The organism is Paenibacillus wenxiniae, from assembly GCF_039822605.1.
Taxonomy (GTDB): domain Bacteria; phylum Bacillota; class Bacilli; order Paenibacillales; family Paenibacillaceae; genus Saccharibacillus; species Saccharibacillus wenxiniae.
This window is the reverse complement of sequence record NZ_JBCGUH010000029.1, coordinates 1-17,648: the sequence shown is the minus strand read 5'-3', so window position 1 is coordinate 17,648 and position 17,648 is coordinate 1. Positions and strand designations below refer to the sequence as shown.

The 17,648-nt window shown below is 43.7% G+C and carries 11 protein-coding genes; 3 read left to right on the top strand and 8 right to left on the bottom strand.

What is annotated here, in order from left to right; all coding sequences use genetic code 11:
- Positions 1-174: 174 nt before the first annotated feature.
- Genes AAHF22_RS23405 through AAHF22_RS23395 form a run of 3 tightly spaced genes read right to left on the bottom strand, consistent with a single transcriptional unit; the run spans position 175 to position 4,922 of the window.
- Positions 175-2,037, bottom strand: a complete 1,863-nt coding sequence (locus AAHF22_RS23405) for a UvrD-helicase domain-containing protein (RefSeq protein WP_347327410.1) — start codon at positions 2,035-2,037, stop codon at positions 175-177.
- Positions 2,015-4,126 (bottom strand): ATP-dependent nuclease, encoded by a 2,112-nt coding sequence (locus AAHF22_RS23400; protein WP_347327409.1) that lies wholly within the window; start codon positions 4,124-4,126, stop codon positions 2,015-2,017. Before AAHF22_RS23400 ends, AAHF22_RS23405 begins: the two co-directional genes overlap by 23 nt.
- Before the next feature lie 46 nt (positions 4,127-4,172).
- Entirely contained in the window at positions 4,173-4,922 is a 750-nt protein-coding gene (locus AAHF22_RS23395) for a hypothetical protein (RefSeq protein WP_347327408.1), read from the bottom strand.
- Positions 4,923-5,492: 570 nt separating this feature from the next.
- On the opposite strand from AAHF22_RS23395, the gene AAHF22_RS23390 reads away from it, so the two are divergent.
- The 3 genes from AAHF22_RS23390 (at position 5,493) to AAHF22_RS23380 (ending at position 8,784) form a co-directional block, all read left to right on the top strand.
- Positions 5,493-6,425 carry a helix-turn-helix transcriptional regulator gene (locus AAHF22_RS23390; RefSeq protein ID WP_347327407.1) on the top strand — a complete coding sequence of 311 codons (933 nt, stop codon included), beginning with the start codon at positions 5,493-5,495 and terminating at the stop codon, positions 6,423-6,425.
- Between the two features lie 224 nt (positions 6,426-6,649).
- Positions 6,650-7,756 (top strand): mannonate dehydratase, encoded by a 1,107-nt coding sequence (uxuA, locus tag AAHF22_RS23385; protein ID WP_347327406.1) that lies wholly within the window; start codon positions 6,650-6,652, stop codon positions 7,754-7,756.
- 173 nt (positions 7,757-7,929) lie between these two features.
- Positions 7,930-8,784: an SDR family oxidoreductase gene (locus tag AAHF22_RS23380; RefSeq protein WP_347327411.1), complete on the top strand. Its 855-nt coding sequence runs from the start codon at positions 7,930-7,932 to the stop codon at positions 8,782-8,784.
- A 388-nt stretch (positions 8,785-9,172) separates the two neighbouring features.
- On the opposite strand, the gene AAHF22_RS23375 is transcribed toward AAHF22_RS23380, so the two are convergent.
- From AAHF22_RS23375 to AAHF22_RS23355, 5 genes are all read right to left on the bottom strand, one after another.
- Positions 9,173-10,462, bottom strand: a complete 1,290-nt coding sequence (locus AAHF22_RS23375; RefSeq protein ID WP_347327405.1) for an MFS transporter — start codon at positions 10,460-10,462, stop codon at positions 9,173-9,175.
- A 504-nt stretch (positions 10,463-10,966) separates the two neighbouring features.
- Complete coding sequence (locus AAHF22_RS23370; protein WP_347327404.1) at positions 10,967-12,196, bottom strand: RtcB family protein; 1,230 nt, start codon at positions 12,194-12,196, stop codon at positions 10,967-10,969.
- Positions 12,197-12,670: 474 nt separating this feature from the next.
- On the bottom strand, positions 12,671-15,475 hold the full coding sequence (locus AAHF22_RS23365) for a polynucleotide kinase-phosphatase (RefSeq protein ID WP_347327403.1): 2,805 nt from the start codon (positions 15,473-15,475) through the stop codon (positions 12,671-12,673).
- Entirely contained in the window at positions 15,472-17,319 is a 1,848-nt protein-coding gene (locus tag AAHF22_RS23360; protein WP_347327402.1) for a methyltransferase domain-containing protein, read from the bottom strand. Before AAHF22_RS23360 ends, AAHF22_RS23365 begins: the two co-directional genes overlap by 4 nt.
- Positions 17,320-17,406: 87 nt before the next feature.
- Positions 17,407-17,648: hypothetical protein (locus AAHF22_RS23355; protein WP_347327401.1), on the bottom strand; the 242-nt coding region annotated here is incomplete at its 5' end.

Sequence of the window (17,648 nt, the reverse complement as noted above, 5' to 3'; positions counted from 1 at the left end):
TCCCCGGTAGAATACCGAGAAACGGTTGTAGCTTGAAGTGGCTTTTTAATGGTGTCTACTTGACGGGGGTAAGACCACCATTGAAGCCTGTCTTTTTTATATAGTAATATACTAAGAGCACAGATCAATAAATATTTTCTTGTGAATTTATAATTTATTTAGACATTTAAGTTCTCATTTTGATTCGCTTGGCGTATGATCTATTTCTTTTACAATACCAGATTCATTTAAAGCTGCATATAAATCGTTAATATTCCTTCTATTCTGTATACCATCTCTCTGTTTACTAAATGTAAAATGAATAGTTTCTTTTGCTCTGGATAATGCAACAAAAAATGCAGCAGTATTCTCCTCTGGATTTCTAGTAAAATCAAAAAATGCACTGTCTTCTAGCCCAATAAAAATAACAGTTTTATACTCTAAACCCTTACTTTTATGAATTGTCATAATTGGAACTGTATCTTTACCTAATAAGTCATAAAGGGTTTTATCAAAATCATTTGAAGTTTGCAAATATTTATTCCATAAATGAGAAGTCATTACTTCCTTCAATTGCTCAATATAGTTAGACCTAGCGTATTGCGTGAAAACGGTCTGAATTGCTGAAATAGAGTAGAAATCGACAATTAAATCCAATATATCTCTAACGTCTTGCTTGTAACGAATATTTTCAATATTGTATGCAATATTATTTAAATGATCTTTAAGCTCAGATTGTAACTCATTAATATGAATAGAATCTGGATCTATTATTCTCATTTTTGCTAAAACATCGCAACAGTACTTCCAAGCTGAGGCATTCTTTTTGATACTTATACTTAAAGTGTTAATCCATAAAACAACTAATTCTTCTTTCAGTAAATCTTGATACTCTCCTTCATTACGTGCCTTGATATTAAGTTTATCTAATGCACTGATTAATTTTTCACCGTATCGAGGTATACTTTGTTTAATTAAAACACATATATCTTCTGGATTATGAGTACCTTTACTAATATATCTTTCTATAATTTCCGCGATTGTATTTGCTTCTTGTACATCACTCTCAAATATATGATAGAAAGCTTCTCCATCGTCATCATCCCATTTTTCACTTGTTTTGATATCTATAGGAGTCTCATCGAATCTGGAGAAAAAAGCTTTTTGTAATTTGATTAGTTTTGGAGCAGATCTATGATTCATGGATAATGAATAGTTTATTGTAGCAAAATCTTTGGCAAACACTGAGAAGATATCTTTCTTTGCACCTGCCCATACCATAATACGTTGTTTTAAATCCCCGACAGCAGTTAAAGTAGATTTCGATTTATGAAAACATATATTAATTAGCTCATATTGAGGCTCTGTAGTATCTTGAAACTCATCTAAAAAGATATGACTATACGTTAATTGCAAAGAGCGTTTGATCAATGGATTTGTGCGAATCAAATAAGATGCCAACCGAGTGATCATAGAAAATGTTAGTCTTGCCGTTGGAGTAAGTTCCCCTTTCAACAAAATCTGCCAAGCTCTTTCTGTTGGAAGGTCTGTATCATGTGGGAAAGGTAATGAGTACCTTGCAATGTCTGATCTCAGATTTTTATTAATTTCATTATTTCTCCAATCGCTTGGTTTTACAAACCCGGCAAGGTTATATGCTTTTCGGATATCATTATCGTCTGCAATATCATATAAAGAATTAGGGCGATAAAGTTCAGGAATTGCAAGAAAAAAACGATCTACTAAACTTTTAGCAAATGCATCGTAAGTCATAGAGCGAAATCTTTGAGAAAGTTCTTTTCCGCAACGCTTCTCTACTCTTTCTTGGAGATTTTTTGCAGCATCTTTTTTAAAGCTGATGGCCAATATCTTTTTAGGGAATATGCAACTGTTTGTTTCAAGTAAAAAACAAGCACGTTGAGCAAGTAATTCTGTTTTACCCGCTCCTGGTCCTGCGATAACAATGGCATTCGTTTCGCTTTTCACAGCTCTCAGTGCTTCAGTTTCAAGTATGAGATTATCCGCAGGTAGCCAATCAGTTGTTGGTGTCTTTTTCATTATTGTTTTCCTCTATGTTATAATTTAACTTCTCCATAGCTCTGCGAAGTACACTTTTTAAAATATCTGGTAAATCTTCTTTGAATTGATCTTCTTCTATTTTTAACATGGCCAGACGGTGTGTAACAGGCTTTCCTCTTTGCAAAAAGAAATAATCATACCAGATCATTAATTTTTTCTGTTCATCACTGTATGTTTCTCCAGTTCCACTCTTTTCTTTTAGGGAATGCTTGACTGCAAGTTCAACCCGATCGTCATACTCTGGAAGAGCTGATCCATTACCTTCTACAGTTACTATTTTCATTGTAGTTTTCTGTCCATTATTATCTACACTTATTTGAGGTCCTTCATTATCTTGTAAAGTTGCTTTGTAGGCATCTGGAAACTTTTCTAGCATCATAAAATCTAAATCTAAAGGATAAGAGAAAAAAACATCATAATCTTCTAAAAACTTGATCCATGCATCTTGATTGGATTTACAATCTTCTCGCCATGTGTGCATTTCTTCAAATTCTTTATCTGTCAGTATCCCTTCTTCTATACTTAATAACTTCGATCTATCCTCACCTACTCTAATCAACTGCTGGATTGCATATTTGATCCTCCCCCAGCCTCCGCCGTTACGTTCTTTGTCAAAATCCAATAATGTAACATATGGAATTTCGAGCTGACGTAACAGTCTCCAAAAATGATTTACATACCTCCCACCAAGCGGAACGATAGATACAGCTATGTCATCCAAGTAAGTATTGCTATGAAGTTCCATAGCCTTAGAAAGAATTACTTCTTCGCTATCTCCCTCCCCTAAAATCACCAACTTAGAGAAGTAAATTTCTGGATATGCTTGTATAGCCTCTTTTACATATTTGTAAGCTTCCTCATTTTCTGGACTTCCTTTTTTTGTAGGTAAAATAATTTGTTTGATTTGCGTACTTATCGTTTGGTTTGAAATACTGAAATAACGAATGCTCTCGGGTGATATACGTTTTATAATAGCTGGAGTATGGGAAGTGAGGATTACTTGCGAATTCACTTTCTCAGAAATACGTTTTAAGTTATTTATAATATTTCCAAGCAAGTGAGGGGAGACGTGGTTCTCAGGCTCTTCGATAGCGACAATAGTGATAGCCGGAATAAGAAGATTAAATGACGAAGAGTCTTCATCAACAGTTTCGCTATCTTTCAATGCTTGCTGTTCAATATCCAGAAAGGTATCAATTAAAGATAAGTAAAATAGAGAACGCAAGCCATCTCCTAATGAGTCAATGGAATAAGGCTTTTGAGTAGGAGAAGGCATAAAATCAACTTCAAACTTTTTGATCAATTGGTCTAAATCAGTGCTGTTAAATCGAATACTAGCTTCTGTATAACGCCGATCTTGATGATATTGCTTCCATTGTGTTTTTAAAGATGTACGAACTTTTTCCAAACCAGCTTCTCTAAATAAATCTTGTTCAGTTTCTGCCAACTTAGTTTTAATATTTTCTCTTGTATCATTTGACCAATTAATTCCTTTAAGAACACGCCAAAGAAGTGTGCCTGTCGCATTTTTTAACAACTGAGTCGGATTACGAATAGCTGGTACATAGATAACTTTTACCTGAGATAACTCGGATGAAGATACACGGATTTTGCTATCTTCGTTTTCTGAAGCTGATACATAGTACATCATACTTTCAATTACTCCATCTGGTGTATTTCCCTGCTCCCATGTAGCGTCTAATTTTATACGTAAACATGGTGGAGACTCTGGCGCGTATACCGCAAGTTGCTCAAAGCATAAAGGTATAGCATAACTTAATTCTTCGTCTTCCTCATTCTCAATTTCAGGAAAAATAAATTCTGCCTCCAGTGATAACTCTCTGGTCGAAGATTCTTCGAGTACTTCATCCATTGGCACATGGAAATCAGTCTTTTCTAATATACGTTCTGCGTTCGTATCACCAAACATTTTAATTAAAGCAACCAAAGCTGAACTTTTCCCACTACTATTCGCTCCAATAAATGTAGTGAGCGTTTCAAAATCTATTGTTACTTCTTCTGGACCATATGAACGAAAATTACTGATTTTAATATGTTTAAGCTTCATTGTATCCTCCCACTAAAATGATTTAATCAACATCTTTGTAATGCAACTAAGGGATTATAATTTTTTTGATAGGTTCTTCTGGCTCCTCGTATGCTAATTGTATGGATTGGATGTGCTCAAGTAGTTTTATTCCAATTACACTTTGATTCTCCATCAAAAAAAGGTCCTGTAAAACAAATATAATTTTTTTGATACCGCCTATAAATAAACTAAAAAGTCCAATGCCTGTGCTTGTTACTAGAACGGTTATAGACACATCTATCCAGCTCACTCCATCAGTCATTTTAAATATATATGTCATATATTGATTCCATAGAGGTGTAAATAACGCAAGAAATACTCCTGCCACCCAAATAGATGGACTCTTTTTTCGTTCAATTGAATCTTTTAGATTAGCAGCTAGACGCTCGAGCTTTTCTTCTGTATACACTTTTTGGGTCTTAAGATAGTCAATAATCATTTCAGTTTGCATTTTGTTAAATTCCTGAGGGCGCCATGCTCCGTCCGAAGAACGTATCTTATATTTTTTATAAATTATTTTGCGTGCTGAATAATCAAACAAGCCTACAGCCACAATGCTTAAGATTAGAATAAATGCATATATACATCCTATAATTTTAATTATTTTATAATTAATAATCGCACTAGGTATGGCAATAACAAGTAAATATGTAGAAACGCTAAGCAAGACAACCATTATATTAGCAAATCTATAACGTGCCTTCATAAATTTGAAAACTAAAGCGTATGTGGTGAAATTATTTTTATAATTGTCAATGAAGTCTTCCATTTTCAAATCAAACACATCCCTTCTAGTAAATTAAATAGTGTAAATAGACTCATTCAAATTAATGACTAAAGTACCATTTTAATGCATACAAATCAATATAAAGAATTATGATAATTATATTACAATCGAAAATTGAATTTATTCATGATTAAGCTATAATTTTACTAGAATTTATTACATATATTTTTTTATATTTATGAATTTAAACTTTTAAATGTTTACAATAATGGAGAAAGACATAAGGATTAATAATTGCTTTATAATATTAATTCCAAATGCCACTTTTTAAAAATAATTTTATTGCTATCAAAAAAATATTATAATTTTGCAATATTTGTCGGTATGAGACGAATCATTAAAATAGAAAACTTTCCTTTAATAGCAATTGTCTGTAGCACAAAAGAAAGATTATACAAATCAAATGAAAACCCTTTCATTTTTTCCCATATACATGTATGCTGAAGTTAATGACGCTAGCAAAATTACCCTTATCCATCTTCTTCGCGCTATTGGGGCTGATCCAGCATGTTGGAGTCGAATGTCACGCAACCATAAATGTGAGATTGGAGGTTATCTATGTCCACTTCCTTTATTTCTCCGGAATGGGGTCTCAGTGTATCGGAAACCGTATGCCCGGATGTACAGACATCGGTCAATCTGTTAGGGATTCATATGCGCGAGGTTAGCCGCGACTGGGAATGTCCGAGCCATGCGCATCATCAGTATGAGATCAATTATGTGCTTCAGGGGACGCAGCAAATGAAGATCGGGGATTACAGCTATGTACAGCAGGCTGGCGATCTCGTTATTTTGCCTCCAGGGGTTCATCACATGAGTCGCAGCATTAGCGAAGGGACACTGGTCTATGTGTGCATTCATTTTGAAATGAATGATCGCGTGTTCCTGTCTCTGTTGGAGCGGACCAATCAATTAATTTTTCGCAAAAACAGTCTCGCCGCCAAGCAGATTGAACCGTGCATTATGAAGCTGGTACAGGCAGCTGAGCATGGTGGGCAGCATATGATTACTCGTCGCATTCGTTTGCAGGCTGCATCGTTTGAACTGTTCAGCGTGCTATGGGAAATTTTGCTAAATGAAGCGGCACAAGCATCGCCGTCGACGTATGCGCATATGGAGCTAGCTCACCAGATTGCTGCTAGACTGCAAGCGATCGTCAGTCGCAATTTGACAGAGGAAGAGCGCCCCGAATCGCATTACGGCATCGATGATATTGCTGCTGAACTGGGCATCAGTCCATCGCACTGCAATCGCATTTTCCATCAGGTGTTTGCCATTTCGCCGCGTAGCTATTTATCCAATCTCGTTCTGCATAAATCCAAGTTGCTGCTGGCGGACCCTCATATGTCCATTCAGGATATTGCGACCACACTCGGCTACCGGGATATTGCACATTTCAGTCGTCAGTTCAAACGCTGGTCTGGCATTTCGCCAAGTCATTATCGTAAAACACAGTTGCATATGAGTCAGCCACTTGAAGCGGAAGTGTAATCCATTCCGGCACGATCCAGGGCAGAATCTGTTGACAAAATAGGTTCACAGCTACCCGCTGGATGATCGTCTGAGCGGCTGTCCGATATTTGCTGGCGTTTATACCGTATATCGCATACAGCCGGGCAGACGTAGCGTTATTGCCCGGTTTTTTTGTTTTGTATAACCGATTATTGTCATGGCACTTCAGACTTACCCATTTGATTAGGGAGGATGATATCTTTATGCGCATGGTCTTTCGCTGGTTTGGTGAGCAAAATGATACCGTAACGCTGGATCAGATTCGTCAGATTCCAGGTGTGGAGGGCATTGTATGGGCGCTCCATGATATTCCGGTCGGTGAAATCTGGCCAAAGGAACGTATACAGGAGCTGCAAACGCTCGCTGAGCATCACGGTTTACATATCGAAGTCGTTGAAAGTGTGAATATTCACGAAGATATTAAGCTTGGTCTGCCCTCGCGTGACCAGTATATCGCCAATTACAAACAGACGATTAAGCATCTGGGTGAAGCCGGAGTCAAAGTAATCTGTTATAACTTTATGCCGATTTTTGACTGGCTACGTACCGATCTGCATCATCCGCTGCCAGATGGCTCTAATTCGCTATTTTATGAATACAGCCGCATTGAAAATATCGATCCGTTCGAGCTGGTTATGCAAATTCAGTCTAATTCAGCGCTGACGATGCCTGGCTGGGAGCCAGAGCGACTGGCCCATTTGACCGAGTTGTTTGAAGCGTATCAGGGCTTTACCGAGGAAGACCTGTGGCGTAATGTGCAGTACTTCCTGGATGAGATTATTCCGGTTGCCGAAGCAAATGGTATTCAAATGGCGATCCACCCGGATGATCCACCCTGGTCGATTTTTGGATTGCCACGCATTATTCGCAATCAGGAAAATATCCGCCGCTTCCTCAGTCTGTCGGATAGTCCGTCACATGGGATTACGCTTTGCACCGGCTCGCTCGGCGCCAATCCAGACAATGATATTATTGGAATGGTGCATGAATTTGCGGAGCGGATTCCGTTTACCCATATTCGCAATGTAAAAGTAGAGCCGAACGGCGACTTTCAAGAGACATCGCATCGCACACAGGATGGTAGCGTCGATATCGCTGGCGTGGTCGAGGCGTATCATGAAGAAGGCTTTACCGGTTATTGCCGTCCAGATCATGGACGCCATCTATGGGATGAACAGTGTCGTCCGGGGTATGGATTGTACGACCGTGCACTGGGGATTATGTATCTGTGGGGATTATGGGATGCGCATGCGCTCCGTAACCCCAAATCGCTGGCAGCGGCACAGCAGCGTAAGGAGGATACTGTATGAACGAGCACAAACCACAACTGAGCGAACAGGCACAACTACAGCCACAGGCAACTTCCGATACTGCCCCTCCGTCCTCACCGGCTACGTCAACGACAGGCAATAAGCTGGTCGATCAGACATTACGCGAAGTGATTCGCCATGTAGAGGGCGAGCAACCGCCAACTGAGACGGAAATGAAACCATTACCGCTGCATGATTCATTACGCGGTAAAGTCGTTGTTATTACCGGCGGTGCAGGTGTATTATGCCGGGCGATGGCATTAGAACTAGCGCGTCAGGGCTGCCGAATTGCGATTTTGAATCGGACACTGGAAAAGGGCGAAATGGTCGTCGCTGATATTGTGGCACAGGGTGGCGAAGCGATTGCCGTTGCCTGTGATGTGACAAAAGAAGATAGCGTCATCGTAGCCGAAACGGTGGTGACCGAACAATTGGGACCGTGTGATATTCTGATTAATGGTGCTGGCGGAAATCGGCCGGATGCGAATACAACCGGTGAGACGTTTAGCGAGCAGGATCTGAACGTAGATCATATGCAGACCTTTTACGATATTGGAGTCGATGGCTTCCGGCAGGTGCTTGATCTGAACATGATCGGCACGCTGATCCCAACGCAAATATTTACCCGTCGCATGGTCGGACGCCCCGGCGTGACAGTTATCAATATTTCGTCGATGAGCGCGTATAGCCCGATGACGAAAGTGCCTGCCTATTCTGCGGCCAAAGCCGCGATCAACAATTTCACCCAATGGCTAGCTGTTCATTTTGCCGAGACGGGTATTCGAGTGAACGCGATTGCACCTGGCTTTTTCCTGACTGAGCAAAATCAGCGTCTGCTCAAACATGAGGACGGTTCACTGACCGAACGCTCGGAGAAAATTATTTCCCATACACCGATGCGGCGCTTTGGGGTACCGAATGATCTGCTCGGTACGCTACTATGGCTATCGGATGCGGATACGTCGGGCTTTGTGACCGGTATTACGGTGCCGGTTGATGGCGGGTTTATGGCGTATTCGGGTGTGTAGTAGTGTAAATGTAAAGTAGACATCAGCAATACAAAAAGCCTTCCTGCTTAGTAGGAAGGCTTTTCACATGTTCATTGTGTTATGAATACCGCTGGATGACAATAGCAATTCATGCGGCATTTACTTGAAATAATATTAACTGCTGTTGGAGTTGGCCAAACGATAAGCTGCTGTTACACCGAATTCACTTAAACTAATATTAACTGCTATTACCTTGAATACTAGTTAAATTTCCGCTGAACCTGCCTGATTATAACAAGGAAATACGATAGCCTACGAGGTGCAATCGGCAACATTAATACGATACGAATCGTTTTCTAAATCCTATACCATATGAAAGCAATTCTGTTACGTATTCGTATACAGTTAATTCGTTATCCCCATATCCTCACGCCTTATTCACGGCTGCCATCTCTTCCGCTTCATATGATTCAGACAGCTCTTTGCGAAACACTGATCGACACACATAACCTACAATCACCGCAATCGTCGTTAACAGCCCTGCCAGCAAATACATATCCCGCATTCCAAAACGATCCGCAAACCAGCTCAGGAATAACATTGCCAGTGCAAAGGTCAGATTGCTTAGCGCGCTCAGTGCTGACATCACACTTGGCGCTTCAGCAGGCGTCAAATTTTGCTGAATCAATGTAGAACGAATCACTCCTGCTACCTGTACAGGCAGACCGGTCAGCATAAGCAAAATAAGTGCCGGAATCGGATACACGTTTAAAGCAAAAGCAACCGCAATCGCCACGTAAATCATCAGACTCGCCAGCATGTACAGATACGCGTTCGTCCAGATTCGTTTGCCAATCGCTACTACAAGCAGCCCGCCAACGATCGAACCGATAAAGAAACCTGCATTCATAAAGCCGAGCCAGCTCACATTCTGATGCAGCACTTGAATAACAAAAGCGAGTACAAATGCCCCAATCCACGCTGCTCCGCCTAAGGTATCGATATTGTCGATAATCGCAATCAGACGCACACGGCGATTCGCCAGCAATGCCTTCCAGCCACTGGATAGTTGTTCTCCATAGGATGGTTTGGCAACTGTACGTTCCCCCTCCTCATCTGTTGTGCCCGGAGCAGCCGTCAGTCCAGCGCGTGCATACGGATCACGGATAAATGCCGTAAAGAACATCGCTAGAAAATAACTGACCGAGGCAATCCACATCGTTGGTAATGCGCCCATCACAGCGACGATAATACCGCCGAGTGCCCAGCCCGAACAACGGACGATCTGATCGCTCACTGACATCAGTCCGTTTGCCTTAATCAGCCCTTCGCCTTCTGCCAGGCGCGGAATTAACGCATTACGCGCCGGATCGGTCCAACCATCCAAAAAGGACATCCCGACTACCGTCAGAAAAACGAGTGGCAATGACGGCGATGGCGCCAACCAGAGATAACCGATCAAGCCGGTAAACAACAAAAATTGCCCTAGCTGCGAGCCTATCAGAATCGAAGTGAGCGGATAACGTGCCATCACCACAGGCGCGACCAGCCCGCTTACCATTTTGGACAGCAAACGGAGCAGCGGAATAAAAATAGTCGTGACGAGCGAGCCACTGGTCGTGAACACAAGTGTGATCAGACTCAGCTGGTAAACAATATCCGCTATATTGGACACCGTCTGCGTACCCCATAGCATGTAAAACGATTTTCTTATCACTTGCTACATCCCTCTCTATATAAAATAAAATCAGAGAAAACGATACAGAAGATGTTGTGAATAGTTATGAAATGCGAGTATGTATAAAACGAGACGAGAATAACAATGACCTGCTAGAGCAATGGGATAACTTACATGTTTATTAATTTTTATGAAATAAAATACAGATTATAGCTAAAATAAACGCCTGTGATTTTCTTTTCTCACTTATCATTTTTAAGTATCGCATGTATGCTTACAATTGTATAGCACTTATACGCAAAAAATTCAATAAAATGGAATTTATTTTTTCTTATTTTAATCGTAAATACGATATTTATCTATATAAAAATAACGCAATTACGAATTTTGAAAATATAAAAAATATACAGCAGCCGATTAGGACTGCTGTATAAGTGAATGATACATAACCTTCCCCTATGAAATGCTCTATCTGTAATTCGTGGCTGTCTCGCTCCCCATACAATAAACAGAAACGAATTTCACAGTCACAGATCGTCTCCCTTAATCCTTGTATGGATCAAATTCATCAGCACCTGCCATGCAAACACCAATCGGACGCAGCACATGCAGTACATCCAGTGTCTCACTATGCGCATCCAGCACCGTTTGCAGCTGACGGTATACAAATGGGCTTTCATCTGTATCTGCACCGCGCAGGGTTACGCCATAATCAGCAATCGCCTGCCGCATCTGTTCACGTGTAATCGCTCCACCTGAACGAGTGCGCGTTTTCCAGTTCATTTTGCCAGCTGCCTGTGTACGGCTCATGACTCGACCCGCACCATGTACCGTACTGTAAAACGACTCGGCATTTTCCGCGCTATCTTTACCACTTACGATTACTGAAATATCGCCCATGCTACCGCCAATAAAGCCAAGCTGGCCTGGTGCAGAAGGTGTTGCCCCTTTGCGTACAACGATCGTTTCCCGTCCGGCATGTTGTTCCTTCCAGGCAAAGTTATGATGATTATGCACGGCCAAATCCGCTTCCGCTCCGATCAGTCTCAATACCTCATCGATCACAACATCCCGACCCGCATAGGCATAACGCCCTGCTAGCTTCATCGCACGGTAGTACAGCTCACCGACCTCATCATCCAGATTCATCAGCACAGGCGGCTGATCCATATGTTCGCCCGGTGCCTTGCCCAGAAATTCACGCCCTGCCGCCAGATTCAAAAATCCGCTTGCAGTCTTATGTCCGAAACCTCTGCTGCCAAAGTGGTTCCCAATCCACAGACGATCTGTAGCAGGTTCAACAAACAGATCGACATAGTGATTCCCACTACCAACCGTGCCCAATTGCTGACGAGCGAGACGCTTCAGCTCATCATGGCCTTTTTTGCCCGCTACTTGCATGTACACATTCCAATCTGGATCATCAAACAGCTCATGATCGACCATATGCCGATTACCACGCCCTACGCCAAAAGCGATCGTACTAGCGATCTGATCCATAATGCTACCGATCTGCGGCATCACTTCGGATGCGAGTAGATTTGTGCGCACCGCCTTATTACCACAGCCGATATCATAGCCTACACCGGACGGCGAAATTTGCCCATCATAAACGACCACACCGCCAATCGGCTGACTGTAGCCTTTATGATGATCCGCCATCAACAGCGTTTGCACCACATTGCCATGCTGTGAGCAAGTAATCGCCTGACTAACGGCACCTGCATCCGGTTCACCCCAGACGCGCACGCCTTCGATTATTTGAAAAGCCATTGTTTTTCCTCCTTGTTGGTAAGCTGCTAGGTATTGTAGTTAAGCAAATGAGTTGCTGTATTGTTGTTACTTATGAGTGTGTTTGTATATTGCTTTTAAAATCCTGTGTTGCTATGTGTCTATTTTGCTAGAATGTACACACCACTTATGGCAAGGAATAAGGAAACAGACTTAGGTGGAGCCGCAGGAATCTACGGATTAGGAATGCATTGTAGATTCCTGTTCCTCCAAAAATAAATCCCATATGCCGTAAATTCTATAGATAGCCATACCTTAACGGTGAATCTCAATAGATTGATATAGGGCTATCAATGCCACTGCCACTGCTACTGCTACTGCTACTGCTACTGCTACTGCTAAAAAATGCTACCAAATACAGCTACACATGAGCATCCTCAATCAGCATCTCTAATCATACATGCAACATGCTCACACTATGACTCTCTCTCATACTAGATAAAATTACATTGCCATCTACAACCGCGGATCAACCGCATCCGCTTCTAACGCCAGTGCAGCGAGTACGCATTCATGCATACGCTCCAATGGCTCTCTGCGCACGAAGCGAGTAACGGATTCTATACCCAATGCGAATTCCATCAGGGCATGACGTTCCTTTTTGCGCGTTTTACGCTGTTTTAGACGTTTAAGATTGTCCGGTTGCAAATAATCCATGCCATAGATGATGTGCAGGTATTTGCGCCCGCGTACTTTAATGGCGGGTTGGATCAATCGTCCGCCTTCATGCATCGTCATATGCTCGGGCTTGATGACCAATCCTTCATGCCCTTCTTCGGTAATGCGCGTCCACCAGTCAATCAAACGTTGCTCGTCGTCGCTTTCTTCATCCAGCTCAACGACCATATATTCCGTTTCCATCAACAGTTTCGAGCAAGCGGCAAGCTCTTTCGTGTGCTCCATATGCCAGACATGCTCGCGATCCATAAAAGAACTATGTTGATGTGCCAGCACATGAAACGGTGCGATCCGAATGCCTTCCATCCCATCGGTATCCCAGCAGTAAGCTTGAAATGCTTCCGCAAACACATGCGCATGATCCAATCGTTCGGTACATTCTTCCATCCATTCCTGTACGGGACGTCCCTGTTGTTCGGCAACTTTTAATGCCTCCAAAATCGTCTGTCGATCATGCAACGCAGCTTCTGCCACATGCGCATATTGCGAGGCGATTAGCTCGCGTGCCTTCAAATTCCACGGCACAATCTCGGCATCCAGCAGCACCATATCGGTCTGATATCGATCAAAATAACCTGCCTGCTCCAGATCATGACGTAGCTGTTCCAGCACTTCGCGCTCTAGCTGCGGCTGGAAAAAGGCACGTCCGGTACGTGTATAAATACTGCCATGCAGCGAGCGACCAATATAAGGCACCGCCGCCTGTTCACTACGGAATAACAGCACAATCGCGCGGCTTCCCATATGCTTCTTCTGTGCGACAACTCGCTGTACATGACGAGAGCGATAAGATTGCAGGGCTTCAGCCGGATGCTCCAAATAGTCCGGTAAAGATGACACATTCGGCGGTGCCATCGTTGGTGGAATGTAAACCAGTTCTTCCAGCGGCACGGTGTAGTGCGAAGTCGTATCAATCGCCGCTTTCACAAACTCGGCACGAACGCCAATTTCGCCGTAGCTGTCCGTCAATACGCTGTATCCCTGGATAAACTGCCCCAGATCTGGCGCGGCAAAACGGCGCTTACGCCAGCGAATAAGCGGACTGTCTGGATCAGCAGCATAATCCTGTTTGGCATCTACCGCTACAAAGCTTTGCTCTGGATAACGATATGCGGTTAACTGTCCACCAAATACGACGCCTTGATCGATGTTGATCGTCCGGTTCACAATCGTCGGTTGTAGACGCGGATCATGACCCCAGATGATCAGTTCGCCCGATTCATGCTCGTTAAACCAGTCCATACGTATCGGCTTATCTGAATCTTGGCTCGCCACCGTTTCACCATAACGGCAATAATCGGAAATGCGGTTCGACTGCTTGCCGATATAATGATCACGAATGCCTGCATGGGTAACGACTACACAATTGACACCATTGCTTGTGAAAATGAGATGCGAGGGTGCAGCCAGCAACATATCGCAGAACTGCTGCTTTAATTGCTCCAGCGCATCTTTACCATGCTCCTGCTCATAGTGTTCCAGTTCAGCTACGAACAGCTCATCTCCATGCGCCATTTTCACCTGTCGTCCTTGCAAATAACGCGCCACTTTCCAGCCGTGGTTGCTGTCGACCATCAGCCCCTGACCGGCAGCAAGCTGGCGTTGCCAGAATCGCATCGTATCCAGTGAACGCGGTCCACGGCTCATCACATCGCCAACGGACACGAGCAGACGACCGTCCGCATGGCGATAAATGCCCGTCTCATCGGCAACATAGCCAAGCTGCTGAATCAGCTCCAGCATCTCCTCATAACAACCGTGAATATCGCCGATCACATCGATGCCTGCTCCGATATTACGCAGCAATGGATGCGGTAAACGTATGATTTGCAGTGCAGCCAGCTGTTGCGGGCGCAGCAGATGCACCTGCTGGAAGCCTTCTTTTTTCAGGCTGTACATCTGACTGCGGAAGTTCCGGTAATGCTGTTTGATCCGGTCGCGTCCGCGCGGATGCTTCCGCTCACGGTCACGTTCCAGCAGTACCTTTTCCGGTACATCCAGCGCAACGATCAATACCGGCACATGCAGGCGGCGTCCCATGTCTACATAGGTGGCACGATCACGCTCTTGCAAATTCGTTGCATCAATCCAGGTAATTTGATTCAGACGGCAACGCGCCTGCACCACTTCTTCCATAATCCGAAATGCACGATCCGAGATAAGATGATATTGCTGATACAGCACCTCGCTTTCATCACGCGAAGATCGATGCCAGTCCAGATGCTCCAGTCCACTAATCATCTCCCGAAAACGGTCAGACGATACAATCTCATCCGGTTGCAAAATACCTTGATCTACCTGCTGTCGTAGCCAGGTCGTTTTACCACTGTTGGAAGCGCCCATCAGCAGCACGATCGCGCCCACAGGCAGTTCCAGCACAGGCGTTTCGTTTGAAGTAGAACGTGACACGGAAACGGTTTGACGCAATTGTTCCTGTTGTCCTGCTACGGTATCCGTATATCCATCTGTTAATGGTTGATCTGTGTTATCGTGATGCTTCTCTGGCTGGCGCTGCTTTCCAGCGGCACCGGCCTGCTCATCTTGCGCTGGCATCTGGTTGTTTCTAAACGGTGTATCGCTCATTGCGTCTCCCCTCCTATGCGTTGAAAAATCGCCATCTGTGTAGGCTGTCCATATGTATCCGAATGCTCGCCAATTCCTTCAAATGTCACATCGTACCCACCGTATTCACTCCACAGCCGGCAAAATGTTTCAAATTCCGCACGTGTCCATTCAAAACGGTGATCTGCATGCCGCATACGCTGTTCATCCAGCTCATAAATCGCATTGTATTCACGGTTGGGTGTCGTCATAATAAGCGTCTGGGGCTGATAATCATCCAGCAGTGTGCGCATGACCATCGGCAATCTTGCCTCATTAATATGCTCGATCACTTCGCAAAGAATCATCACATCATGACGACTCCAACGCTCATCCCGGTAAAAGAGTGATCCAGTCGCCAGCTGTGGCACGACAGACATCCCTTTTTCCTCCATCGCAGCAAAACGATCCAGTGCTCGTACACCTGCATAAGCAGATGGCTCAATCGCCCATACCTGCTCCACGCCAGCAATCGCTGCAAGCCGTTCTGATAGCTTACCTTCGCCAGCACCAAAATCTACAATTTGACGATGCGGCTGAATCGCGCTGACGCGAGCGGTAATCGCTTCATAGCGCAAATCGTTTAGTCGCGGCGCTTTAGGCGGTTTGATTGCTGCCTCAGTAGAGGATGCTATTGGCTCTTCCGATCCCGGCGCCTGTGCGTCTGTCAGCCTGGCTACGCATGTAGATGTAGAATCAATATTTGTTGCGTCTTTTGCGTCTTTTGCGTCTTTTGCATCTGTTGCATCTGTTGTGTCTGTTGTGTCTGTTGTGTCTGTTGTGTCTGTTTTGTCTGTTTTGTCTGTTTTGTCTGTTGATGTTGAATGTGTCACCTGTGTTGCGACATGAATGGAATCCGTCAGCGAGTTCACGTTTCCATCCCAATCTACTTTTTCCATTTCTATGGCAACATCATTCAACTGATCAGCATCCATGCTCTCGTTTGGCACTTGATTTGCTGCTTCATTTACCGTTTCTTCATCGACTACTTGATTTACCGCTTCATCTACTGCTGGATTTACCGTCCCGTCAGCCAAATCTCCCCTGAAATCTTCCCCGGTTACACGAACAAAACGACCACGTGTATCAAAATCAGCTGCCACCTGTTCAGGTAATCCCTGTCGATACAAACGCAAAAGCGGAACAAATCGCAGCGCACGCCGGACAATGTACGCATGCTGAGGATGCTCCAGTAGCCAGCCTTCGCCATAACGATGTAGCTTCTCCACTTCCTCTTCGCCGATGTAATAATGCTTATAATCATCCAGCACGGGCATGAGTACAAATAGCTGGCGCAACAACTGCTGCAACGTTGTCGTCCCTTTCAAATGTACGGTACGAATCGTACTACGCTCCTTCAGCTGGAACGAATACGCAATCTCAGCACGCTCCAATCGAACGTCGTACCCGAGCGATGCGAATAGTTCACTCATCACATCATCCGGCAAATTGGATGCGACCGGACCAAAGCTAACTTCCAGCGGAAACGGATGCTGAACCCATGCCGCATAATCCGACTTGGGCTTACCATTTAGCGCCGTTCCAAGCGCCGGACGAAGGTACGAGCAAAACAGACTGCTTACCGCAAATTCACGATCGTTAATATACTGCGTAATATCATAGCGATCAGGTGTGCCTTTAACTAATTCGATTGGATCAGGTGTTACAAATAGCAACACTTCCAGTTCCTGTTCTGTACATACCGGATATACGATGCGGACACGAGCGCCTTTTTCGTTACGGTCATACAGATTGTGCGGGTTTTTCGCCAGTAAATGCGAGATCATGCCGACATCCTGTCCGACTGATCTAATTTTTAAGTACATGGTTGTTGACTCCTTTGATGCATTTTTATGCATAGAGTGTATACGTAGGGATTGACCTGGACGATATTGTGGCATGTTGCAGACACATCATTGTCTCAAACTTCGGGTGCAGCTTATACATACAGCTAGGAAGTGATGATTAATTAAGGTATGTACGCAAACTGTTTTACCGGGCATACACACCCCAGATGCTTGTAATGCTTGTAATGCTTGTAATGCTTGTAATGCTTGTAATGCTTGTAATGCTTGTAATGCTTGTAGTGCTTGTAGTGCTTGTAGTGCTTGTAGTGCTTGTAGTGCTTGTAGTGCTTGTAGTGCTTGTAGTGCTT

Excerpts from the sequence above, each read along its gene's own strand:
- AAHF22_RS23405 (WP_347327410.1), bottom strand. The coding sequence starts at position 2,037 with ATGAAAAAGACACCAACAACTGATTGGCTACCTGCGGATAATCTCATA.
- AAHF22_RS23400 (WP_347327409.1), bottom strand. The coding sequence starts at position 4,126 with ATGAAGCTTAAACATATTAAAATCAGTAATTTTCGTTCATATGGTCCA.
- AAHF22_RS23390 (WP_347327407.1), top strand. The coding sequence starts at position 5,493 with ATGTCCACTTCCTTTATTTCTCCGGAATGGGGTCTCAGTGTATCGGAA.
- uxuA (WP_347327406.1), top strand. The coding sequence starts at position 6,650 with ATGCGCATGGTCTTTCGCTGGTTTGGTGAGCAAAATGATACCGTAACG.
- AAHF22_RS23380 (WP_347327411.1), top strand. The coding sequence starts at position 7,930 with ATGAAACCATTACCGCTGCATGATTCATTACGCGGTAAAGTCGTTGTT.
- AAHF22_RS23370 (WP_347327404.1), bottom strand. The coding sequence starts at position 12,196 with ATGGCTTTTCAAATAATCGAAGGCGTGCGCGTCTGGGGTGAACCGGAT.
- AAHF22_RS23365 (WP_347327403.1), bottom strand. The coding sequence starts at position 15,475 with ATGAGCGATACACCGTTTAGAAACAACCAGATGCCAGCGCAAGATGAG.
- AAHF22_RS23360 (WP_347327402.1), bottom strand. The coding sequence starts at position 17,319 with ATGTACTTAAAAATTAGATCAGTCGGACAGGATGTCGGCATGATCTCG.